Genomic DNA, 23,541 nt, shown 5'->3' on the forward strand with positions numbered 1-23,541 from the left:
AACCCCCTGTGATGACGTATCATTTCTGCTATGAAATGCGTGATTGCGGCACTTTACCCCGAGGCGGAGCCTCTGATTCATGCGCTGAATCTGAAGCCTGCCGGGAAAAATCTATGGAAAAATGACAAGACTGTGCTGGCTCTCTCCGGCACCGGGCCGATTGCGTCTGCTTCCTGCACTGCAAGAGTGCTTGCGCTGATGCCTGTCTCCTGGCTGATCTCCTATGGATCGGCAGTTTCCAGCAGACCTTCCGGCACGCTCGTTCAGCTTGCAGTCCTGAAGAATGCTGACAGCGGCAGGACATTCTACCCGGATCTTCTGGTGAACACGGGGCTGAAAGAAACGGCTGGAATAACCGGCAGCAAGGTTCTGAAGGAAGCAGACGAGATCCCCGGTGAAGTCTATGATATGGAAAGCGCTGCCGTCTATGAAGCCGGGGCCATGGTTCTGCGGCCGGACCAGATGCTGTTTTTCCGCTATATCAGCGATCATGGAAACACAATCTCCGCAGCAGAACTGAAACAGGGATCAGAGGCACATGCCCCATGGCTTGCTTCGCTGATCGAGAGTCTTCCGGATGCTCCTTCTTCTGATCAGACCGAGGAATCAGAACAGACGCTCGCCAGCGATCTCTGCTGCAGCGTAACGATGGCACGGCAGCTTCATCAGCTGATCCGGTATGCATATCTTGCCGGCATTGATCTCGATGAGAAGATCCGAAGCCTGTATCGGGAAGGAACTCTTCCGGTCAAAGACCGTGAGAAAGGAAAGCAGGTCCTGAAAGACCTGGAACGCTATGGAACGCAATAAGCCATTTTCTCATCTTTATATAGAGGAAGAAGCGTTCGGGTATCCGATGACTGAAAGGATCCGGAACTGTTTTCCGGACGCCTCTGTCATCCGGATCTCCCGCTATGGCGAGCTGTTCGACCGGCCCCGTCAGAGCTATCTGGAGCAGTATCCGTCCCGGAATCTGATTCTGGCAGTCCGGCATGGAACAGTGATCTATCCTGGGGCTCCGGTCTGTCAGAGCTTCGATCAGCGCTGGTTTTATTACTGCACACCGGCGATGAATTGTGTTTACAACTGTTCCTACTGCTGGCTGAAAGGGATGTATCAGACTGCAAATCTTGTGATATTCGTGAATCAGGAATACTTTCTGGAGGAAACGGAAAAACTTCTGATGGAACATCCTGCTTATCTCTGTCTTGCGTATGAGACGGATCTCGTCCCGCTGGAGCCGATGACCGGAATTCTGTCACAGTGGGCACAAGCAGCGATCTCTCACCCGGATCTCTCCATTGAGATCCGCACGAAAAGCGGTTATGGAGAGATCTGGAATACCATGCCGGTTTCAGACCGCATCATTCCTGCCTTTACGTTTTCTCCCCAGGCAATGATCGATTCCATGGAGCAGGGAACCGGAACGATGGAACAGCGGATCCGCGCTGCTGAAACCGCCGCAGAAGCAGGCTTCCGGATCCGGCTCTGCTTTGATCCGATGATCCGCTTTCCGGGATGGAAAGCTGCCTATGAAGATCTGATCGCAGCCTGCAGAAAAAGCATTCCTCCTGAATCAATACGGGACTGCTCGATCGGAACGTTCCGGATTTCTGCATCGTATCTTCAGAATATGCGGAAACGGTTTCCTGATTCTGCAGTGGTGCAGTATCCTTATGAGACGAGCAATGGCTACTGCCATTATCCTGCTTCCGTGAAAGAAGAGATGGAACAGTATCTCCTCTCTCTTCTGAAGGGATATGTATCAGAAAAACAGATTTATCAGGAGATCGGATTATGAGCAGAACCGCATTAGTAACCGGTGCTTCTTCGGGCATCGGCGAAGCCATCAGCAGAATGCTGTGCAGAGAAGGATGGACCGTTTACGGCATCGGCAGAACATTCACCTCTGCTTCTGAGAGTCCTTCCTTTCATCCGATTGCCTGCGATCTTCTGGATCCTGAAGCTCTGAAGACTGCCTTGAAGCAAGTGCCGCAGCAGGAACTTTCCCTGCTGATCAACAATGCCGGATGTGCCTGGTACGGACTGCATGAAACAATGAATGAAGAAAAGATCCAGGCCATGGTACGCACGGATCTTGAGATTCCGATGATCTTATGCCAGAAGTATCTGCGCCAGTTAAGAAGCGTGCAGGGAACGATTCTCAATGTCGTCAGTGTCACCGCCCTGAGCAGCAGCCCGCATGCGGCAGCTTACGGAGCGGCAAAATCAGGACTGTTGTCTTTCACGCGATCGCTGTTTGAGGAGAATCGGAAATACGGCATGAAAGTCTGTGCGATTCTGCCGGATTTAACGGATACAAACCTTTACCGCAGTGCGGATTTCACACCTTCCATGGAACAGGGATGCGCGCTTTCTGCAGAACAGGTGGCAGATGCAGTAAAATATATGCTGTCGCTTCCGGAGGGAGCTGTCATCAGCGAGCTGGTGCTGCAGCCCCAGAAAAACCGGATCGAAAGAAGGAGGAACCATTCATGAGCACACCGCTTCCCGAACAGTTTGACAAACTGTCCCATGAAGAACAGAAAACCTGGTTCATCCGCTTCTACGGCGATGTCAGGGAAGGAGAATTCTTCGGCCTTACCGATGAACTGGAAGTGCCGGAAGAAGTGAAAGCCGCCTTTGCAAAGTGGCTGGCAGAAGGCGGAGAAAAAGAACTCATCCGATAAAAAAGGCACGGCTCCTGAAAGGGGGCAGGTGCCGTGCATCTATCAACGAGATGAATGCAGGTCCGGATCGAAAGGGAAAGTTTCCGGGAATCATTCTGTTGTTTTTCATCTCACACGTACAGAATACAGAATCAATATCAAGAGAAAATGTCAGAACCATGGAAAATTATGGGATTTCCGGTTTCTGAACCAGTCTGATGCTACACTCAGCATGAGGGAAACCATATGAGCAGAGCTTTGAATTTATATACGCATGACGGCATCTTCCATGCCGATGAAGTATTCGCAACCGCGATGTTCCAGATCATCTCGGAAGAGATCCATGTCGTCAGAGGCAGTGATACGGAAATTCCGGAAAATACGTCTGACTGGATTGTCTATGACATCGGCGGCGGAGAACTTGATCATCACAGTCCTGAGAATAAAGAAGCCAACGGTACCCATCCGGGAACTGAGATTCCGTATGCGGCCTGCGGACTTGTCTGGAGAAAATATTATCCGGAAGTGCTGGCGGCGGCAGGATGTCCGGAACAGTATCAGGACCTGGTCTATCAGAAGCTGGAGAATTCATTGATTCTCGGCATTGATGCGGAAGATAACGGATATCGGCCGGTGGCTGCTGATCTGGAGCACTGTCCGGGAATGCCCGAAGAGATGAGAAAGAAGATTCTCTCAGACAGCCGGATCAGCTATTCCATCACGCAGATGATCCGGGATTTCAATCCGACCTGGAATTCTGATCTGAATCCGGATGATGCATTTCTGGATGCGGTGAGTTTTGCCAGGGATATCCTGCTGAACCGGATTGACAGCATCATTTCTTCTCTCGATGCAAGAGACTATGTGCTGCGCTGCATCAGCTACAGTGCCAATCACATCATGATCATGGATTGTTTTGCGCCATGGGAGGGAACGCTCTATGCCCAGCAGAATAATCCGAAGGCGCAGGACATCTGGTATGTGATCTATCCTGCTCTGCGAGGAGGATGGAATATCCAGTGTGCGCTGGAAGATTCAGATGATCGCACGAAGTACCGCCACCCGCTGCCAGAGAGCTGGTATGGTCTCAGGTATGACGAATTGCAGAAGGCAAGCGGAATCAAGGATGCGATTTTCTGTCATGTGTCCGGGTTCCTGGCGGGCTGCGGCAGCCAGGAAAGTGCTCTGGAAATGGCTAGCATCGCATTGCGCAATGGTTCAGAGAAATAACAGACGGAGGGGTGTATGCAGAAGCATGATATCAGCATTGCAGAGCTGAAAAACAAGCCCTATGTCCGCATGACGGATGAAGAGAAAGAACTGGCGAAGCGGCTTGGCCTGGTGCAGACCAACCGGATGTCCAGCGGTGTGCGCACGCATGGCATGGTCCATGTCACGACGGCCTACTGGATTCATGAGAAGGTTCCTTCTGAGGAGTCTGTCAGCGGCTATTACTATAAACGGGAATGTACCTGCAGCAGCTGCGGGTACCATGTGAATATGGAACGCCCGATCTGTCCGCATTGCGGGGCAGTCATGGAAGCGGAACCGAAGGAGAGTAAATGAAGAAATGGATGATTCTATGCCTGGCAGCATTGCTGGCGGGCTGCAGTTCAGAAAGCAAAGCGGCAGAACAGACTGCTTCCAGCGGCTCGCAGGGCTGCGATATCTTTGAACAATGCGGAACGGAAGCATCGCCTTCTGCCGAAGGCACTTCGTTCAAGGAAGCGTACGAAGCCCTCAACGGAACCGAACGGGGCGAGCATACGGTGCGCAGTGTTGAGATTCCGGAGAACAATCCGTTTCAGGAAATCACCGGCGATGAGGCAGCTGCTCTCCTGGATCAGGATGGCGAGTTCTATCTGTATATCGGCGATGAAGCATGCCCCTGGTGCAGAAGCGTGATTGAACAGGCAGTGCAGAGCGCGATGGATGCCGGCATTGAAACGGTCTATTACGTGCAGATCTGGGATGCGGATGGCAATGAAGTGCTGCGGGATGCGTACCAGCTGGATGATGATGGAAATCCGGTTCAGAAAGCAGCCGGAACCGAGGCTTATCAGAAGATGCTCACTGCATTCGGGGATTCGCTCAGCGAATATACGCTGACGAAAGAAGATGGAACGGAAGTGGATCTGGGCGAGAAGCGGATCTACGCACCGAACTTCTTTCATTGGAAAGATGGAAAACTGGTCGGGTTCACCACCGGTACCTCTGAGAAGCAGGAAGGTGCCTATGATGAGCTCACGGACGAAATGAAGGCAGATGAGAAAGAGATGCTCGATGCTTTCTTCGGGGTATAACTGATGGATGATCAGGAGAAGCGGGCTTATGCGGAAGCCATTCTCTACGCTGCCAATCGGGAAACGGGCGTGAGCTCTTCTGAATTTGATCTTTTTGAAGACTTCTGCCGGAAGCAGCAGGTGAGCGGCGAAGAGATGCGTGAAATTTCGGCAGAAATCACAGAAGGTTCCAGGACCCTTTCAGAAATCCTCTGCAGCATTCAGAACCCGGAGAGTCAGAGAAGGCTGCTGTATGATCTTGCCTGCATGTGCGATACGGATGCGGGTATCTCGGAAACGGAACTGCAGTTTCTGAATGAAGTCAGCCAGATGCTTAAGATCGATGAGAGGACTTCGAAAGAGATCATCCGGATTGCTCAGGCCCTGACGATGCTGGAGCGTCAGCGCGACCGGCTGATTTCGGGAGAAGAATGAAGATGACGGAAGAAGAACAGAAACAGCTGGAAGAGATTGTTGAGAAGGCAGCAGAAAAAGGCGTGAAGCATGCGTCCTTCAGAAATCAGTTCAGGAACGTGCTGCTGACTGCCTTAGTCTGTGCGGCAGCAGTATTTGCGGTGGGGAAGATCTCGCTGTTTCCGAAGAATCCGGAGACGGCATCGGCAGATGGTCATGATCTGACTCTGGATCATAACGGGGTCTTCGGATACAAGGCAGCTGATTTTGAAGATGCAGTGCTCGGAGCTGCAGAACAGCAGCAGCTGCTGATTGTCGACGAACAGGAAGTATCTGTGCCGACAACGATCACGCAAGCTGGTCTCTTCAGCTGGGCTGTTTTCAGCAAGGTCCAGAATGAGACGATTTACGGAACCGGGCAGTATACGATTGATCTGAGCAAGGTCACTGCTTCTTCGATCAGCCTGAATGAAGATACGTTAACGCTGACCATCGCGATTCCGAGAGCACAGCTTCATCAGGTGACGTTCGATCCGTCGAAGACCGTGCTCGGCGATACGGACAAGGGCTGGCTTGCCTTCGGCGATATTCAGCTGACGGCTGAGCAGACGCAGGAATTCCAGACCGAAGCTGTAGAGAAGCTCACGGAGCGGCTCAAGCAGCAGGACTGCTTCGATCAGGCCGATCGCTTTGCGCTGCTGAGTGCGTGGGAGACCTATCAGCCGCTGGTATCTCAGGTTTCTCCTGCCTACAAAGTGAACATCGTATTTCAGAGCTGAATATGCCGGGGCATGTGCTCCGGCTTTCTTCTGCCGCTGGTTCTGAGGTAGAATAGCAAAAAGAACTGGAATCTGCGGAGGGGCAGAATGATTATCTATGATTGCGTGAAATCCAGGTTCCTGGAAGATGTGCTGAATCAGAGCATCGCTGAGCAGCTGGAAAAGACCATTGAGAAACGCCTGCACAGGAAAAGCGGGAAGGCTGAAATCGCTTCCTGGCAGAACTCGCTGCAGTTCATGGCCAATGTGCTGAGCGAACCGTCCATTCCGGAAAATGCCGGCGTGGCGATTGAATACAACATTCCGGAAACCGCCAAGCGCGTGGATTTCATCATCTCCGGCTATGATGCCGAAGAAAAGCCTTCTGCCGTGATCATTGAGCTGAAGCAGTGGTCTTCGCTGAATGCGGTGCCGGGAACGGAAGCACTGGTAGAGACGTATACGGGCGGAGCCCTCCGGAAGACGGTGCACCCGAGCTATCAGGCGTGGAGCTATGCGTCCCTGATTCGCGACTACAACCAGACCGTGCAGGAAGAAGAGATCACGCTGAAGCCATGTGCCTGGCTGCATAACTATGAGCGGAGTTCTTCCCATGATCCGCTCGATGAACCGCAGTATCAGACGTATGAAGAAGAAGCACCTGCTTTTGATAAGAAAGAAGCCAGGGATCTTCAGAAGTACATCCGTTCCAGCATTGCTAAGGGCGATGATTCCGATGTCATGTACCGCATCGACCATGGAAAGCTCCGCCCATCCCGGCGCCTGCAGGATGCGATCGCCGGAATGGTGGCAGGAAGGAAGGAATTTGTCCTGATCGATGATCAGAAAGTAGCCTTTGATACGATTGCCCAGATTTCAGAACAATGCCAGAAAGACGGAAAGAAACGCACCGTCATCGTCAAAGGCGGTCCTGGTACCGGCAAGACAGTCGTAGCTGTGAATCTGCTGGCGGCCCTGACTCAGAAAGGACAGCTGGTCCGCTATGTGACCCGGAACAGCGCTCCTCGCAAGGTATACCTGCAGGTTCTCAAAGGAAAAGGTCAGAAGAGCTCCGTGGATAATCTGTTTCTCAGCAGCGATAGATTCTATCAGGCAGAAGAAAATCTCATGGATACGATCCTGGCCGATGAAGCCCATCGTCTGAGGGAGAAGTCCGGCATCTACGGCAATCTCGGCATCAATCAGATCATGGAGCTCATCCGGGCATCGAAATGCTCGGTGTTCTTCCTGGATGAAGAGCAGAGAGTTACGATGCAGGACATCGGTTCTGCCGACGAAATCAGGAGATGGGCATCCGCCCTGCACTCGGAAGTGACACAGCTGACCCTCAGCTCGCAGTTCCGCTGCAATGGCTCTGACGGCTATCTGGCATGGCTGGATCATACGCTGGAAATCCGCGATACTGCGGTCATTGACCTGGATGGCATCGATTATGACTTTGAAGTCTTTGATACTCCCGAAGAGATGCGGGATCGCATCTTCGAGAAGAACCGGATTTCCAATCGGGCAAGAATCACCGCAGGCTACTGCTGGGACTGGCCGAAGAAAGAACGGAATGATCCGGATTACAAGGACATTAAAATCGGCAGTTTCGAGATGTCATGGAACTTTGAAAACGGCATCTGGGCCACGGATCCTGAATCTGTCAATGAATGCGGGTGCATCCATACGTGCCAGGGACTGGAATTTGATTATATCGGCGTCATCATCGGCGACGACATGCGCTATGAAGACGGCAGAGTCATCACGGACTTCCGGAAACGCTCGAAGGATGATATGTCGATCCGGGGCATGAAGACTCTGGCTAAGAAGGACCCGGAACGGGCAGAAAAACTCAGCGATGAGATCATCAAGAATACGTATCGGACGCTGATGACCCGCGGCATGAAGGGCTGCTACGTTTACTGCACCGATGATGCCCTGCGGGATCATCTCAGAGAATGCATACATCAGGAGGATGGCTGGAAACAGGAATGAAGAAAAGACTTCTGATTGTTCTCTTAGCAGCATTTCTTTCCGAAGGCTGCCATGCAGAACAGGTCATTCCTGCTGCATCGATCCTTTCAGAACAGACCGGGATTCCTGAAGAGACTGCAGAATCTGCAGCGGACGCTTCCGTTTCTCCAGAAAGCACAATAGCTCCGGCAGAGACGGCGGATCCCGCTTCGATTCCTGCCTATGCAGGCGAAGCTTCGGCCATCGTGCATGATGATGTTCCGTACTTCACGCAGACAGAACTGAGCGAAGAAACTCCGGAACTATTCTCGGAACTGGATGAACTGGGCAGGGCAGGTGCGGCTATGGAACGACTCGGACCGGAGACTCTGCCCTCTGAGCCGCGCGGCTCCATCGGCATGATCCGGCCGAGGGGATGGCATCTTGTGAAATATGACATCGTGGACGGACAGTATCTGTATAACCGCTGTCATCTGATTGCCTATGAACTCTCCGGGGTCAATGCCGAGGAGAGGAATCTGATCACCGGAACCAGGTATCTGAATGTGAGCGGGATGCTGCCATACGAAAACAAGACTGCAGACTATATCCGCTCTTCCGGCTATCATGTGCTCTACCGCGTGACGCCAGTCTATGAAGGAGACAACTTAGTCGCTTCCGGCGTGCTGATGGAGGCAGAGTCCATTGAAGATGAAGGCGCAGGCCTTTCCTTCTGCGTGTATTGCTACAATGTTCAGCCAGGCGTCGTCATCGATTACTCCGATGGCAGCAGCCATCTCGAAGAAGAACCGGAAGAAAGCGCAGAACCGGTCATGAATTATGTGCTGAACACGAATACGCACCGGTTTCACTATCCCTGGTGCGACAGTGTTTCAGAGATGAAGGACAAGAACCGTGAGGAGTATACGGGACTGCGGAGCACGCTGATTGCAGAAGGGTATGTGCCCTGCGGCCGCTGCAATCCCTGAAAAATTAGACAGAAAAGCATGATTGCATGAATCTTGCTCTTTCAGTTTCACGTAAGTTCTTCTAAACTGAAATCAGAAAGAGCATCGTCTCTTGACAGGAGGATCATTTTCATGGAAACAAAGGATCTTTTCAAGAATCTGCTGCTTGCCAGTGTCGGGGCTGCAGCGCTGACTGCCGAAAAGGGCAGTGAAATGGTGGACACGCTGATCCGCAAGGGTGAAGTGACCGTGGAGCAGGGCAAAGCTCTGAACCAGGAACTGAAGCACAAGGCGAAGGAAGCCGCCACCAAGAGCGAAGAGCCGAAAGAAAGCGTCGAAGACTACGTGAAGAATCTTTCTGATGAGGACAAGGAAAAGCTGAAGAAGCTGCTGAATCCGGAAGGATCAGAGACAGAAGCGAAGTGATGCATGCCAGAGCAGACCGAAACCCGCGATAACGGGAGCCGTCTGCGGGAAATCCGGCAGGTGCTGAGCCGGAACCATATCACCCGCGGCGTAACGCCGGAGAAACTCAGGGTGATCATGGAAGAGCTCGGACCGACCTACATCAAGCTCGGACAGATCATGTCGCTGCACTCCGATATTCTGCCGAAGGAATACTGCGAGGAGCTGATGAAGCTCAGCAGCGACGTGACCCCGATGCCGTTTGAAACCGTAGAGGAAGTGCTGAACAATTCCTTCCGCCAGGACTGGCGGGAGTATTTTGATGTGATCGAAGAGAAGCCTCTCGGATCTGCGTCGATCGCTCAGGTGCACCGGGCAAAGCTGAAGACCGGCGAGGATGTCATCATCAAAGTGCAGCGCAAAGGCATCTACAACACGATGATGCAGGATATCAGCCTGCTTCATAAGCTGATCCGGCTGATGCCGCTGGGGGATCTGCGCAACATGGTTGATCTCGACGAAGTGCTCGATGAGATGTGGTCAGTTGCCCAGGAAGAGATGGACTTCCTCAAGGAAGCCTCCAACATGGAGGAATTTGCCCGCAACAATAAAGATGTTGCCTATGTCCGCGTGCCGCAGCTCTACCGCAGCCTCTGCACCAGCCGCGTATTAGTCATGGAATATATCGGCGGCTGGCCGATCAATGACGTGAAGGACCTGAAGGAAAACGGCTACGACCTCGATGAGATCGGAAAGAAGTTCGTCAACAGCTTCATCAAGCAGGTCATGGAAGATGGCTTTTTCCATGCCGACCCCCATCCGGGCAATGTCAAGATCCTGGATGGAAAGATCGTCTGGATCGACATGGGCATGATGGGCAGACTCAATGATCATGACCGCAGAATCATGATCCGCGGCGTCCGCGGCATTGCTCTGCATGATGTCACGATGGTGGAAAATGCTGTCCTTGAAATCGGTGAATTCAAGGAGACTCCGGACCGGGCCAGATTGTATCAGGACCTCAAAGGTTTCCTTGAGCAGTTCGGCAGCGCATCCTTCGGAGCGATTTCCATCGCTGATGAGATGCAGGCGCTCATGGAGATCATGAAGAAGAACCGCATCCGCATGCCGCATGGCATGACGATGCTGTGCCGGGGACTGGCCAACATGGAAGGCGTGCTGACAACGATCAGCCCGGATATCAATATGATGGAGATTGCCTCCAACCGGATCACGGATGAATATCTGGAGAATCTCGACTGGAAGAATGAACTGTCGAAAAATGCCCGGGCACTCTACCGGGCATCCGCAAAAGGCATCGAGATTCCTTCCCTGACCGTGGACGCATTGAAAGAATACATTCAGGGACAGGGGCTCATGAATATTAATCTCCGCTCGACGGAGAACTTCACGGAAGTTCTGGCTTCTTCCGTGCGCAATTTCGTCATCGGAATCTGCGTAGCCGCGCTGCTGATCAGTTCCAGCATCCTCTGCACGACCGATATGGAGCCGAAAATCCTTGGCATCCCGGTGCTCGGATTCATCGGTTTTGCGGCAGCGCTATCGGTCAGCGTGCTGCTGATTGTCCGCTACATCATCCGCAAAGTCCGCTCGTCGAGCTGAGTCCATAGACCGGTACTGTTTTCTCATCTCCAGAGGCGTGATCCCGAACTGCCTCAGAAATACCCGGTTGAAATAGCTTTGCTGGTTGAACCCACAGGAAGAGGAAATCTCAGAGATTCTGAGATCCGTGTTTGCGATCAGCCCAGCTGCCTGCTTGAGCCGGTAGCGCTGCACAAACTCCGAAGGGGAGATATTCAGAATCGCCCGGAAGATCTTCGTGCATTTTGACCGGGAGATTCTGCCTGCTCTGGCAATCTCATCCAGATCCAGGTCAGAGCTGTAGTTCTCTCCGATGAAGGAAAGCATCTCGCGCAGCACATCCATATCATGATTGCGGATCGGTTCACTGGCCGTATCTTCGTTCTTCTGAATCCGGATGATCTGCCGCAGCATCTTCAGCCAGCAGGCAGCAACTTCGAATTCATATTCCGGCGGCTTCTGTTCAGACAGCTTCAGCATCTGCTCAAGATCTTCGGAATAAACCTGGCTGACCGGCTGGGCAACATGAAACGGGAACCGATCATCATGGACAAGTCCGTCAATCTCATCGTTCAGAAAGCCGGAAGAAACTGCATGCGGTTTTCCGAGCATGATCTCATAATGCGATCCGCAATCCTTTGTCCCGCAGAAACAATGCGGGACTTTTGAATTGATGAACAGCGTTTCTCCTGCCGAAACAGCAATTGTCTTCCGGAGAATCCGGAAGTACACGGTGCCTTCCAGGACCCTGCACCATTCAAAATCGTCATGATAATGCATGTTCAGGCATAGGTCAGTCTCTGCAGGCAGCGTGCGGTCCGCAAGATAAATTTCCAGATCCGGGTGAAGATAGGTGACAGAAAGGTTCACCATATTGTTCTGACCGCTTGATGACGCGGCTTTCAGAAACTTCTCAAATGACTTTTCTTCAGTTCTATTCATATCCGTTTGTACTAACAGTATATCCGATTGTACTATAAAAAACTTGTGAATACTCTTAACATAATTTAAGTCTGCCGCCAGAAGGCAGACGAATGGAGGAAAGATTTACTATGAAAAAGGCATTTGCACTGATGTGCGCTGCTGCCCTGCTTGCAGGATGCAGCTCCAGCACCGCTTCTGCTACTGCTGCCGCTACTACAGCTGCTGCAGCAAGCACCGCAGCCGCTGAGGAATCTGCAGCTGCTACCGCAGAAGCAGTACAGACGGTCGGCGAGTACACGCTGTACAACGAGACCGGCGAAACCGTAACGGAACTCTATCTGTATCCGACGGATTCTTCTGAGAAGGGCGACAACCTCGCTGGCGATCACGGCTTCATGAACGCTCATGCAACGAAGCTCACCTATGATGCTGGCGACGCTGCAGCTGACACAAAGCTGACGCTCGAATTCACAACGGAATCCGGCTACAACGCTTCTTTCACCACCCTGTCCATCGAGACTGCTCCGATCACGCTGCTGGCTGAAGATGCTCTGACGGGTGCTACCCCGATCGCATTCCAGACCACGGCTGCTGATTACACGATCTACAACGAGACCGGCGAGAATGTTACCGAGCTCTATCTGTATCCTACCGGATCTTCCGACAAGGGCGACAACCTGATCTCCGGCACTGACGGCGCAGCTGTCAACGGCGGCTACCAGGAAGTTACCTTCGATTCCGTACCGGAAGGCCTGATCGGCGAAGATGGCAAGGTCGGAAGCTTCACGCTGGAATTCACAACGGAATCCGGCTACAACGCTTCCTTCACCACACTGTCTTATGAAGTCGCTCCGATCATGCTGATCGCGGAAGACGATATGACAGGTGCTACACCGATCCAGTTCGGTGCTCCGACTGCTGACTAACCTTCAGACAGTGAAGCTTCCTCTTAACGGGGGAAGCTTTTTTAATACCTGCATAGATTCCGGATCATTTTGCTTTCCAGCAGGGCAGAAACAGATATACTTTTACATGGCGAGGAGCGAACATGAAAAAGACAGTTAAAAACAATGTTTCCTGGGTAGGCTATCTCGACTGGGACCTGCAGAAGTTCCACGGAGATGACTTCACGATTCACAGTGGCAGTTCTCAGAATGCATATCTGATTCAGGAAGAGAAGACGATTCTCATGGATACGGTATGGGCACCGCATCAGATCGATTTCATCGAGAATCTGAAATCTGAGATTGATCTTTCCAGCATCGATGCGATCGTGATTCAGCATGGCGAATGCGATCATTCCGGCAGCCTCCCGGCTCTGATGAGAGAGATCCCGGATACTCCGATCTACTGCACCGCAAATGCAGTGAAGTCTCTCGAAGGACAGTATGGCAAGCATGGCTGGAATTTCCATACGGTGAAAACTGGTGATGAACTGGACATCGGCAATGGCAAGAAGCTGATCTTCATTGAAATGACATTCCTGCACTGGCCGGATTCCATGGCAACTTTCCTGACCGGAGATAATATCCTGTTCTCAATGGATGCCTTCGGACAGCACTATGCGCTGGAAGAGATGTTCGATGACTATGCAGATCACGAAATACTCTGGAAAGAAGCGATGCGCTACTATGTCAACATCGTGAATCCGTTTGCTCCGATGGTTGCCCGCAAAGTAAAGGAACTCAAGGCAATGAATCTCCCAATTGAGATGATTGCCCCGAGCCATGGTGCAATCTGGCGGAAAGAGGTCAGCAGGATCATCGATGCCTATGCAGATTGGGCAGGACCTTATCAGGAAGATCAGGTCACAGTGGTCTACGGGACCATGTGGCATGGCACTGAGAAGATCGCACATGCAATTGCAGATGAAGTCCACAGACAGTCTCCGGATACCGTCGTCAAGGTCATGAATGTGGATCATGATGCCAAGGATGATATTGCCTATGAAGTATTCCGCTCCAAGGCAGTCGCTGTCGGTTCGCCGACCATTCTCAATGGCGTGCTGGCTTCGGTCGCGTACTGGCTGTACTATATCAAGTCTCTGAAGATGAAGGGCAAGAAAGCAGCAGTCTTCGGATGCTATGGCTGGTCTGGCGAAGGCAACAAGGTGCTGCGCCAGTCTCTGACAGAAGCAGGGTTTAAAGTAGTCGCTCCCGAAATCAAGTCCTACTGGAATCCGGAAGAACCGGAATTCGCAGCCATCCCGGCAATGGTTTCTGCACTGCTGGAAGCAGACAGTCCTGCTTCAGCAAAGCCTGCGGCAGATAAATACCGCTGCCCATGCGGATATATCTATGATCCGGAAAAAGGCGATCCGGAACATGGCGTTCCGGCAGGAACCCCATGGGAGAAAGTTCCGGATACCTGGACGTGTCCGGTATGTCATCTGCCGAAATCAGCATTTCAGAAAATTCAGTAATCTCCAAAAGCAGTACGTGTCTTTGAAAGGCACGTACTTTTTTCGGCATGTTAGAATATATACAGCTATGAGCTATGATCTTTCCCGTATCGCATCTTCGAAATTCAGTTATCAGGATGTCATGAAGGCGTTCTGCCTGGACTATGCAGAAACTGCTTCTGTTCTTTCAGACTGGGAAGAAGCCGGGCTGATCCGGCCGATCCGTTCATCCGGACGGGTTGCGTTTACTCCCTCTTTCTATGCTCGATATCAGAAAATCAGAACGGTGAAAGACCAGACTGCTGAGAGAGAGAGAATCCTTCATCTGCATCCTTCTCTGATCAGCTTCTATCTCAGCCATCTCTCGGACTATGAGAAGATGGAGCCTGAGATTCTGAAACTCAGCAGCTATCTCAGCAGCCATAAGCAGGAGCTGTCCGATCCGGATTGTCTGATGACGGTCAAAGAACGCAGCTACGCCATCTTCGGCAATGAGAAATATCTGGAGCGGCATCATTCTGCAATTCCTCTCTCTGATCAGGAACTGAACTGCAGGCCTACCTATGAACCGTTCTTTGCCAGAGAAACGGACCCGGAAGGAAACGAGATTCTGGTCCTGGAAAACCGTGATCCATGGGACTCCATCTCTTCCCAGCTGAAGCCAGGAATGACGTTTCTCGGCCACCGCTTTTCCATGGTGATTTACGGAGAGGGAAACAAAGTCGCTGTGAAAGATCAAAGCGGCAGCCTGTACGGCTTTCTTTCCTCCTGCCATAAAGCAGATCAGACGGTTCTCTATTGCGGAGATATCGATCGGGCAGGAATCAATATCTTTTCGCGTCTATGTGAAGCGGATCCTGAGCTGAAGATCCTTCCATTTCAGGAACTGTATCTCGAGATGATCCATCTTGCTCCGGAAGATCTTTCGGAAGCAGAAGATACCGAGGATCACCGGGACCGGACGTATGATTCTTCGTTCCTGGATTTCTTTGCAGGAACCGATCGGGAACGCATCCATCAGGTACTTGAGAAAAACAAGAGAGTTCCTCAGGAAATCGTGAACCGGAGTGAAGTGCGGAGGCTGCTTGGATGAGAGACTTTCAGAAAGGCTGCGAGCAGCGGGTGCTGCTCGGATACTGTGCGGAATCGATTCTGAACCGGCAGGGGAGGAATATGGAGATCGAAAGCTGGTTTGAAGAAGGCCGGCTGGATGTCATGTTCTATGATGTGCTGCTGTTCATCATGGATTCATCTCTTTCTTCCAGAGACGGAACACCATTAGAAGAAATTGCTGCATTCCTGGCAGAAGACTGCAGGATGTACGGACACGAACTCAGCGGTGCTCAGATTCATTCGCTGGCAGATTATATGGTGCGGGACATTCTGCAGAACGATGGCAGAATCCTGCAGTATCCGATCTATGATACCGAGAAGCAGGTCTGGCAGGACCGTACCGTCCGCCTGATTGAAGACTCCATTCAGGATGGAATCATCTTCTATCGGCTCACGGAGCAGGGCTATGACTTCCTGCTGCGTACGAGAGAAGTAGATGCGGAATATGATGGCTGGGTCAGCATGCTGATCATGCAGCGCAAGCTCGAACACCGCAACTTCAGGGAATCCAAGGACCAGTGCAGGCAATGCCTGAATATTCTCCGGAGAGAAGAACAGCGCTTCCTCGATTTCACGATGCGCGTGCGCCAGGATGTTGCCAGCATCGGCCGGAAAGAATATTCGAAGATGATCAGCTCCTACTATGAGAATCTCGATGAAGAGAAGAAGCTCACCGATGAGACCATCAACCTGGTCGAGAAGTTCCGGGCAGAGCTCAGCCGGAATCTGCAGAACCATTTCCATGCGGACGAAGAAACTGCTCAGAACCTGAGCTATCTCAGCGAGATGGCTGACATGCTTGCAATCATCACCGGAGAGGAGGGAAAGCTGCTGGAACAGCGCTATTCCATCAGCAGCCTCTATCAGGAGATGCTCGAAGACAATCTCACGATCTCCCCGATTCGCCGCTATGATTTCGGCAAAGAAGTCATCGATCCCTTTGCAAAGATCAGCGGCAATGCGATGGCAGCCGGATACCGCCGTCTCATCCGGCCTCTGTATGAACCGGAGGCAGAGAAGGTGTTTGATCTTCTGATGCTGTACAGACCAGAGAAGAAGTTCCGGGAAGAAGACCGCAGTGATCTCATCCTGGATACGGAAGAGACTTATGACAGCAGTGATGAGAAAGAAGAGATTGAAGCAATCTCAGAACGATATGCCAAGGTTTTCAACAGACTGCTAGATTACTGCGCTCTGCATCCGGAAGGATTTGCAGTTTCTGAATTCATCTCGTGGTATGAAGAAGAACTGCAGGAAGACTACCCTGGAAACCGCAATGACAAGTCCTGCTTCCTGATGTTCCTGAATCTCTATGCGATGGGCATAGTCAGACTTAAAGTGGACCCCGAGTCGAATGAAGTTCCGGACAAGGACTTCAGTCTCAATGAAACCCTTCGCCGGCTGCAGGAACAGGATCCGGAGTTCCATGGAATCCGCAGTCTTTCAGTCAGCAGTGAAGATGGAGAAGATCTCTTTGAATTCTATGATCCCGATGCGGATGAACCGAAGCAGATCTACGGAATGAGCCGGATCCGGATCATTCCGGAAATTGAAAGGAATTTGCACTATGACAGACGACAGAAATGAGCTTCATTCTGCACTCCGGGTATTCCGGGCGCTGCTGGATCATAATGGCATGATCTCAAGAACAGATCAGCCGGAGCTTTTTGATCTTTCACAGCAGAAAGAGATCCACGAACTTCTTGAAGCATTCGAACAGGAATTGTCGTTTCATCTGCTGAAGGTTCAGGATCGGCTCTATCTGATTCCTGATATGGAGAATACGACTCTCGGCTTCAGCATGCGGGAATACCGGGAGGATATTTCTCCTTCGGCCAGAGCAATCGATGCTCTGACGGTATCCTATGTGCAGATGTATCTCTGCTGGGAGTTCTATCACGGAAAGAATGCTTCCGATCCGACCGTAAGAACATTTATCCGGATGGAAGAGCTGCTGAAGGATGTCGATGCCCTCTTTGACCGCCTCCGGAAATCCGGAGCAGCCGTCAGCGAAATCGATGCGTCTTCAGAGATGAATTTCGAACTGGTTGCAGAAACGTGGCAGAACCGCCTGATTGAAGAAGAGAACTCCCGTTCTTCAAAGGCAGGTATCGTCCGCATCGCACTGAATCAGATGATCGCCCATGGTCTTCTGCTGAAGGCAGAGGATGAATACCGACCGACCAGAACGCTTCATGACAAATTCATCTACTACTACCTGGACAGCGACCGCGTCCAGGAGATTCACGCAATCTTTGATGAGATGAGCGGAGGTGATTACGATGCCGAGAATTAACCGGATCAGGCTGGTGAACTTTTCGTGGGGAAAACAGCGGATCGATGATCTGATGCTTGATTTCCATGGCGGGCAGAATGCAGAGCTCCGTCTGGAAAACGGCGGCGGAAAGTCTGTGCTCGAACGCCTGATCTATCAGGCGATCTGGCCAGGGGCAACAATCAGTTCGAACCCGATCTCGGACTACCTGAATACGAAGCCTGCTACTGTCGCAGTCGAGTGGCTGCTGGATACGCAGGGAGAACCGGACTATCTGCTCAGCGGCACCGTGCTCATGAAGCAGGGGGTCAGCGAAGAAGATAATACTTCGGTCAATTATTTCTGCTTCCTGAGCCATGATGGCGAGCAGCTGGAAATCCATGATCTTCCCAACGTTCATTCTGATGGCAGAAGAATCACGATCGCTCCGTTTGCGGATGCCCGTCAGTCATTCCGCAATGCCTGCGGCCGTTCCCTGGAAGCCTGGACTTACGGAAAGGGCGATGCCAGCGAGTATCGGAAACGTCTGAAGAGCTTTCATATTTCTGCAGAGAACTGGGATACGCTGATCCGTCAGCTGATCAGCGGCGAAGATCCGTTCAAGGATGTTCTGGAAAAGACCAGAACCGGAGATACGCTGCTGGACCGGTATCTGATTCCGAAGATTGAGGCACATCTTGATGAAAAAGAAGGAGGTCCTTCCAGCACACTGAAGAATCTTGACAGCCTGGTGCAGAAGTCGGCTGAACAGAAGAAGATGCTGAAGCTGAGAGATCTTGTCAGCGGCTATCTCTCTGAAGAACCGGTTCTGCTGGATCATATGCATGCATGCAGAGATGCGGCATCAGAACGGGATCATGCACTGCTCTCTCTTTCTGCATTTGCAGATGCTGTCCGGAATCTGAATGAAGAAAGCAGAATGCATCTTGAAGAAGTATCGCAGAAGCTGCAGGAGGCAGAACAGCGCGAAACTCATATTCATCAGGAACAGGCTTCTGCCGCCTGGTATGCGGCAGATGAAGCGCTGCGCAGAGCCAAGGCTGACTCGGATTCTCTCGAACAAGAGAAGCAGGCCCTGGATCAGGAGATTGAATCATGCAGGCATGCAGAAGCGATCGCTCAGGGAACCGAGTATCTGAGAAAGCTGGATCAGCTGGATGGAACGATCCGCGGCCTGCAGCAGAAACAGCAGGAATTCTCTGCGGATGAACGTCAGGCTCATCTGCAGGCACTGCAGTATTCTCTGAAGCTTGCCTATGAAGCAGAACTTCAGCACAATCAGGAACGTCTGGATGCCTGCCTGGAACAGCAGGCACAGATCGCTGATCTGCGGGTTCAGAAAGAAAAAGACCTGGCCAGGCAGAAGAAACAGCAGAAATCGCTGACCGAAGAACAGACTGAACTGAAAGTGGAAACCGGCATTGCCGAGAAGAAAGAGCAGGAAATCTTCGCTGAACTGGATCTCGGAATGGAGCTTAACCGCACCCTTGCCGGAGGCTTCAGCAAAGAGGATATCACAGCAGCAGAGCGTATCCTGAACCAGCGGATTGCTGAAGCGAAGAAGAACGATGATGCGATCCGGAAACGCCTCTCTGAACTTCCTTGCGAGCTTTCTGATCTTTCAGAGAAACATGCAGCAGAGCAGACCCAAAAAGAAGCAGACCTGCTTGCGGAGAATGAGGAAAAGAAGAACTATCAGTTTTTTCTGGATCTGAAAGATCGGCTGCTGAGCTTCTTCAGAATGAATGAAATTGCGGAGCAGATGCTCTATTCGGGAGAACTGATTCCGGTTCTTGCGGATCTGCTTCATTCCCGTGAGATCCGTCAGCAGGAAACGGATTTTTCCCTTGGTCTTCTGAAGCAGCTGATCAGGTCAATCGAGAAAAACATCTCGTGTATCCCGGAATTATTTGACAGTCTGCTGAGACGCAATGGCATTGTGTTTCAGACTGGCGAGGAGTTCCTGAAAGAACAGCAGGAATCCGAAGAACTGCTGAACGAACATCCGCTGCTTCCTTATGGAATTCTCGTCGAATCTTCGGAATGGAAGAAGCTGCAGGAGATCGATCCCGGGGATCTGTTCCTGGACCGCGTCATTCCGATCTTCCGGTATGATGATCTGAAACAATCTGAGACAGGTACGGAGACCGGATCAGTCCTGGAGCTGCAGGACAGAGCATTCTGGAACAGCTATGAGAAAGCATTGCTCAATGAATCTTCCAGACAGAAGTATCTGGAAAAGAAGAAGGAGAATTACCGCCTGCTGCAGCAGATGCAGGAAGATCTGAATACTCAGGTAAACGCAGGCAGGGAAGCCCTGAAGGATGCAGAGAACTTTCATTACAGCGCTTCCTATGAAAAGGAACAGCAGGCAAAGCTGGAAGCCCTGAAGCAGGCACTGTCCCGCCATGAAGAAACGCTTGGTGCACTGAGTGAGCAGGAACAGAAGCTTCAGGAAGAGAAGAATGATCTTTCGGGAAGACTCTATCCTGCTCAGCATGCACGTTCGACTGCAGAAGAGCATCTGAAGCTGTTCAGAACATTGCTGGAAAACGATCAGAAGTATACGAGTCAGCTGAATAAGCTGGATACGATTGCAAAGCAGCTGGAGATGCTGGGTCAGAAGTGCTCGGAACTGGAAACAGAACTCCGCAAATTAGAGAATCAGATCCGGGATCTGAAATCTGCACAGGATAATCTGGAACGGGATCTTGCTCAGAAAGAACGAGACGCGGCAGCCTATCAGAATGCGCCGGTTTCAGAAGTAATTTCCGGAAGCCTGGAAGCTCTGAAGGTTCAGTATCAGGAAGAGCAGAAAGTTCTGGACCGTGAGAAGCAGTCGCTGCTGGAAGAGATGGAACAGAGACAGACCGAACGCAAGGAAACCGAACAGAAGTTCAATGATCTTTCCGTGGAAGACACGGAATGCCGGTCTCATCCTTTTGATCCGAGCGAACTCACAAGGCTGCGGCGGAAGACGGCAGAAAAAGAGGAAGAGCGGAAAGGCCTCGATCCTGAATACAGCAAAGTTCAGAGAATTCTCGGAAAAGTGCTGAACCAGAAAGAGGCGGCGGATCAGAAGCTGGCATCTTGCGGACTGGAAGCTGCTCTGGATCCGGAACAGATTCTCGGACGGTTTGAAGAACGTCTGCTTGATCTGAAGAAGGAAAAGGATACAGACCTCAGAGAACAGAAGGAATGGGAGAGTTTCGGCAAGGATTCTCTGGGAGTCATGGACCGGATCAGAGATCGGGAACCAATCCTGCCGGCGACGGAAGAGGTTCTTGAAGCAGATCGCGAACACCTGAGCGAACAGTGCAGCACGCTGCTTTCTGCTGTGAATGAAAAGCGCAGTTCACTGGAACGTGCATTATCGGTATTCAGCGATGCGAGAGAAGAACAGCAGAAGAGATACTGCGCGGAAGATTCGTTCTTTGACAAGGTGTTTGCGGATTCCCGGCGTCTTTCTGATAACCGGATTTCGCTGGAAGAGCTGAATACGCTCGAAGAGATGCTGATGCAGAAAGAACATACGATCGCACAATGCCTGGATCGTCTGAATACTGACCTCAGCAGCTATGACCATGACCGGGATTCGCTGTTCCGGGAAGTGATCCGCAGAACGGAAGCCGTGCTCGATGGCATCAAACAGGTATCCAGACGTTCCCGTGTCCGCGTAGAAGGAAAGAGTCAGCCGACTGCGCTGCTGAGATTTGATCTTCCGGATACGGATGATCATTCTGAGGAACGTCTCAAGGATTATCTGGAACAGACGGTAAGAGATCTTTCTGCAGTCAGCGAAGATCGAAAACAGTATACCGATCTCAGAGACTCCCGGATGGATCCCAGGAAGCTGATCAATGCGTATCTTCAGAGAGACCATATTCCGGTGAAGATCTACAAGTTCGAGAAGATTTCTGCTAACAGCAGACTGATGGACTGGGACCGGGCATGCCGTTCGAACTCCGGCGGAGAGCATTCGCTGAGCTGTTTCATCGTCATTGCTTCACTGATGGCATATATCCAGAATGACAATGCGGAGTTTGAAGAAGACGGACGGAATGAGCGCTATGAAACCGTCATCTGCGACAACCCGTTCGCGTCGGTTTCTTCGGAACATCTGGTGCGTCCGCTTGTGCAGATCGTGCAGACGCTCCATATCCAGCTCATCACATTCACGCATATCACGTCGCAGTCGATTGCCAATTCGTTTGATGTGGTCATCCAGCTGCGCAATGTCCGCAGTTGTGAAAGCCAGACCAGGATGACGGTGGAGTCTGAATCGGTATCCGAACAGGTTTCCAGAATGGAGCAGGCAAGTTTGTTCCGGCATACGGAACAGCAGTCATTGTTCTGATCTGGTTATATAAAATTATTCAGTATTGGATATTCATGCATATTCAGATTGTGATAGACTCGTTCGTATATTCAGCAAAGGGGATATACGAATATGGACAAGAACTCAAATCGTACCTTGAAAATCTGCGTCACCGGTTTATTTGCTGCACTGGCTTACGTGGCATTCACATTTCTGAAGATCAACATTCCGACCCCGGGCGGCTACACGGCATTCCATCTCGGCAATACGTTTGATGTGCTCGCAGCGTTGCTGCTGGGCGGACTGCCAGGCGGCATTGCTGGTGCCATCGGCATGGGCATCGGCGATGTGCTGGATCCGCTCTATATCACCGTGGCTCCTAAGACCATCATCCTGAAACTCATGATCGGTGTCATCACCGGAACGGTTGCTCACAAAGTGTTCAAGATCAATACCCTGAGCGGCAAGAAGCTGACCAGAGCAACGATCCTGTCGACTGGTGCCGGCATGCTGTTCAACTGCATTGCAGAACCTCTGTTCGGATACTTCTATACGGCGGTCATCCTCGGTGCTCCGGAAAAAGCGGCCATGAAGCTTGCTCAGTTCAATGCAATCACGACAGCTGTGAATGCAGTGCTGGCAGTCATCATCTCGACGATTCTGTACCTGGCGATCCGGCCGCGTCTTGAAAACAATGGCGTGCTGAAGAAAGTTGCTCCGAAATACTGAGATCGTTGCAATCTGAAAAGAAGACTGATAATACGAAACTACGCGTAAATATCAGTCTTTTTTTATGCTTTCTGATCTGCTTATCGCGGAATACTTCATAAAATAATTAGCACTCAAGTATTGACAGTGCTAGTTTTCTGGATATAACAGATAGTGTAAAGAGATCGAGAGAGATCTCAGAAGGAGATACTGATATGAGATACAACCCAGCAAAGAGAGAAAGCTATGATCCGTTTGATATGATGGATGACTTCTTCGATCATCCGTTCCGCAGCTTCGGCGGAAATACGCTGATGAGGACAGATGTGACAGAGACAGATCAGGCGTATGAGCTTGCCATTGATCTTCCTGGATATAAGAAAGAAAATATCCACATCAGTCTGAAGGACGGCACGCTGACTGTTTCCGCTGATCAGGATCATGATCATGAAGAGAAGAACAGTGCCGGCCATGTGATCCGCCAGGAACGTTACAGCGGTTCCTGCAGCAGAAGCTGGTATGTCGGCGATGATGTCAGAGAGTCCGATATTCGCGCATCTTATGATGGTGGTGTTCTGAGACTTTCGATTTCCAAGAAAGTTCCGGAAGAGCCGAAAGAAAGCTACATCACGATTGAATGAGCATTGCTTCCTGAAGAAGCAGATCCTCATTCAGAAGGGCAGCAGTCCTGAAGAAGGGTTGCTGCTTTTCATATCCTGCTGAGCGGCAAATTGAATTTCCGAAAATG

General features: G+C 51.2%; 22 protein-coding genes. 21 read left to right on the forward strand and 1 reads right to left on the reverse strand.

What is annotated here, in order from left to right; genetic code table 11:
• Window positions 1-30 precede the first annotated feature (30 nt).
• The 13 genes from C7E00_RS05105 (at window position 31) to C7E00_RS05165 (ending at window position 11,075) form a co-directional block, all read left to right on the forward strand.
• Window positions 31-810 (forward strand): nucleoside phosphorylase-I family protein, encoded by a 780-nt coding sequence (locus tag C7E00_RS05105; protein WP_105303265.1) that lies wholly within the window; start codon window positions 31-33, stop codon window positions 808-810.
• On the forward strand, window positions 797-1,801 hold the full coding sequence (locus C7E00_RS05110; RefSeq protein ID WP_105303266.1) for an SPL family radical SAM protein: 1,005 nt from the start codon (window positions 797-799) through the stop codon (window positions 1,799-1,801). The genes C7E00_RS05105 and C7E00_RS05110 overlap by 14 nt, the downstream gene beginning before the upstream one ends.
• Window positions 1,798-2,499: an SDR family oxidoreductase gene (locus tag C7E00_RS05115; RefSeq protein WP_105303267.1), complete on the forward strand. Its 702-nt coding sequence runs from the start codon at window positions 1,798-1,800 to the stop codon at window positions 2,497-2,499. Before C7E00_RS05110 ends, C7E00_RS05115 begins: the two co-directional genes overlap by 4 nt.
• Window positions 2,496-2,690, forward strand: coding sequence for a hypothetical protein (locus tag C7E00_RS05120; RefSeq protein WP_105303268.1), 195 nt, complete (start codon window positions 2,496-2,498; stop codon window positions 2,688-2,690). The genes C7E00_RS05115 and C7E00_RS05120 overlap by 4 nt, the downstream gene beginning before the upstream one ends.
• Window positions 2,691-2,915: 225 nt before the next feature.
• Window positions 2,916-3,899, forward strand: a complete 984-nt coding sequence (locus C7E00_RS05125) for an MYG1 family protein (protein WP_105303269.1) — start codon at window positions 2,916-2,918, stop codon at window positions 3,897-3,899.
• Between the two features lie 15 nt (window positions 3,900-3,914).
• Window positions 3,915-4,235: a hypothetical protein gene (locus tag C7E00_RS05130; protein WP_105303270.1), complete on the forward strand. Its 321-nt coding sequence runs from the start codon at window positions 3,915-3,917 to the stop codon at window positions 4,233-4,235.
• Window positions 4,232-4,972: a hypothetical protein gene (locus C7E00_RS05135; protein ID WP_105303271.1), complete on the forward strand. Its 741-nt coding sequence runs from the start codon at window positions 4,232-4,234 to the stop codon at window positions 4,970-4,972. Before C7E00_RS05130 ends, C7E00_RS05135 begins: the two co-directional genes overlap by 4 nt.
• A 3-nt stretch (window positions 4,973-4,975) precedes the next feature.
• On the forward strand, window positions 4,976-5,386 hold the full coding sequence (locus C7E00_RS05140; RefSeq protein WP_105303272.1) for a hypothetical protein: 411 nt from the start codon (window positions 4,976-4,978) through the stop codon (window positions 5,384-5,386).
• 2 nt (window positions 5,387-5,388) lie between these two features.
• Window positions 5,389-6,144 carry a DUF4230 domain-containing protein gene (locus tag C7E00_RS05145; RefSeq protein WP_167836472.1) on the forward strand — a complete coding sequence of 252 codons (756 nt, stop codon included), beginning with the start codon at window positions 5,389-5,391 and terminating at the stop codon, window positions 6,142-6,144.
• Window positions 6,145-6,231: 87 nt separating this feature from the next.
• Window positions 6,232-8,121, forward strand: coding sequence for a DNA/RNA helicase domain-containing protein (locus C7E00_RS05150; protein ID WP_105303274.1), 1,890 nt, complete (start codon window positions 6,232-6,234; stop codon window positions 8,119-8,121).
• Window positions 8,118-9,068, forward strand: coding sequence for a DNA/RNA non-specific endonuclease (locus C7E00_RS05155; RefSeq protein ID WP_105303275.1), 951 nt, complete (start codon window positions 8,118-8,120; stop codon window positions 9,066-9,068). The genes C7E00_RS05150 and C7E00_RS05155 overlap by 4 nt, the downstream gene beginning before the upstream one ends.
• Before the next feature lie 111 nt (window positions 9,069-9,179).
• A complete protein-coding gene (locus C7E00_RS05160) occupies window positions 9,180-9,473 on the forward strand; it encodes a hypothetical protein (protein WP_105303276.1) in 294 nt (97 codons plus the stop codon).
• Window positions 9,474-9,476: 3 nt separating this feature from the next.
• Window positions 9,477-11,075: an ABC1 kinase family protein gene (locus C7E00_RS05165; protein ID WP_105303277.1), complete on the forward strand. Its 1,599-nt coding sequence runs from the start codon at window positions 9,477-9,479 to the stop codon at window positions 11,073-11,075.
• Here the strand turns inward: C7E00_RS05165 and C7E00_RS05170 are convergent.
• Window positions 11,013-11,996, reverse strand: a complete 984-nt coding sequence (locus C7E00_RS05170) for a helix-turn-helix domain-containing protein (RefSeq protein ID WP_105303278.1) — start codon at window positions 11,994-11,996, stop codon at window positions 11,013-11,015. The genes C7E00_RS05165 and C7E00_RS05170 overlap by 63 nt on opposite strands.
• A 110-nt stretch (window positions 11,997-12,106) precedes the next feature.
• Here C7E00_RS05170 and C7E00_RS16320 point away from each other — a divergent pair, with 110 nt between their 5' ends.
• The 8 genes from C7E00_RS16320 (at window position 12,107) to C7E00_RS05210 (ending at window position 23,434) form a co-directional block, all read left to right on the forward strand.
• Window positions 12,107-12,904, forward strand: a complete 798-nt coding sequence (locus C7E00_RS16320) for a hypothetical protein (RefSeq protein ID WP_204378570.1) — start codon at window positions 12,107-12,109, stop codon at window positions 12,902-12,904.
• Between the two features lie 122 nt (window positions 12,905-13,026).
• Window positions 13,027-14,400, forward strand: coding sequence for a rubredoxin (locus C7E00_RS05180; protein WP_105303279.1), 1,374 nt, complete (start codon window positions 13,027-13,029; stop codon window positions 14,398-14,400).
• Between the two features lie 67 nt (window positions 14,401-14,467).
• Window positions 14,468-15,472: a Wadjet anti-phage system protein JetD domain-containing protein gene (locus tag C7E00_RS05185; RefSeq protein ID WP_105303280.1), complete on the forward strand. Its 1,005-nt coding sequence runs from the start codon at window positions 14,468-14,470 to the stop codon at window positions 15,470-15,472.
• A complete protein-coding gene (locus C7E00_RS05190; protein ID WP_105303281.1) occupies window positions 15,469-17,079 on the forward strand; it encodes a hypothetical protein in 1,611 nt (536 codons plus the stop codon). The genes C7E00_RS05185 and C7E00_RS05190 overlap by 4 nt, the downstream gene beginning before the upstream one ends.
• Window positions 17,060-17,788 (forward strand): DUF6063 family protein, encoded by a 729-nt coding sequence (locus tag C7E00_RS05195; protein ID WP_105303282.1) that lies wholly within the window; start codon window positions 17,060-17,062, stop codon window positions 17,786-17,788. The genes C7E00_RS05190 and C7E00_RS05195 overlap by 20 nt, the downstream gene beginning before the upstream one ends.
• Window positions 17,775-22,124, forward strand: a complete 4,350-nt coding sequence (locus C7E00_RS05200) for a coiled-coil domain-containing protein (protein ID WP_105303283.1) — start codon at window positions 17,775-17,777, stop codon at window positions 22,122-22,124. Before C7E00_RS05195 ends, C7E00_RS05200 begins: the two co-directional genes overlap by 14 nt.
• Window positions 22,125-22,217: 93 nt before the next feature.
• A complete protein-coding gene (locus C7E00_RS05205; RefSeq protein WP_105303284.1) occupies window positions 22,218-22,814 on the forward strand; it encodes an ECF transporter S component in 597 nt (198 codons plus the stop codon).
• Between the two features lie 194 nt (window positions 22,815-23,008).
• Complete coding sequence (locus C7E00_RS05210; protein ID WP_105303285.1) at window positions 23,009-23,434, forward strand: Hsp20/alpha crystallin family protein; 426 nt, start codon at window positions 23,009-23,011, stop codon at window positions 23,432-23,434.
• Window positions 23,435-23,541 lie beyond the last annotated feature (107 nt).

The sequence above is a fragment of the Anaerolactibacter massiliensis genome, assembly GCF_900290205.1.
Lineage (GTDB): Bacteria > Bacillota_I > Bacilli_A > Erysipelotrichales > Erysipelotrichaceae > Bulleidia > Bulleidia intestinalis.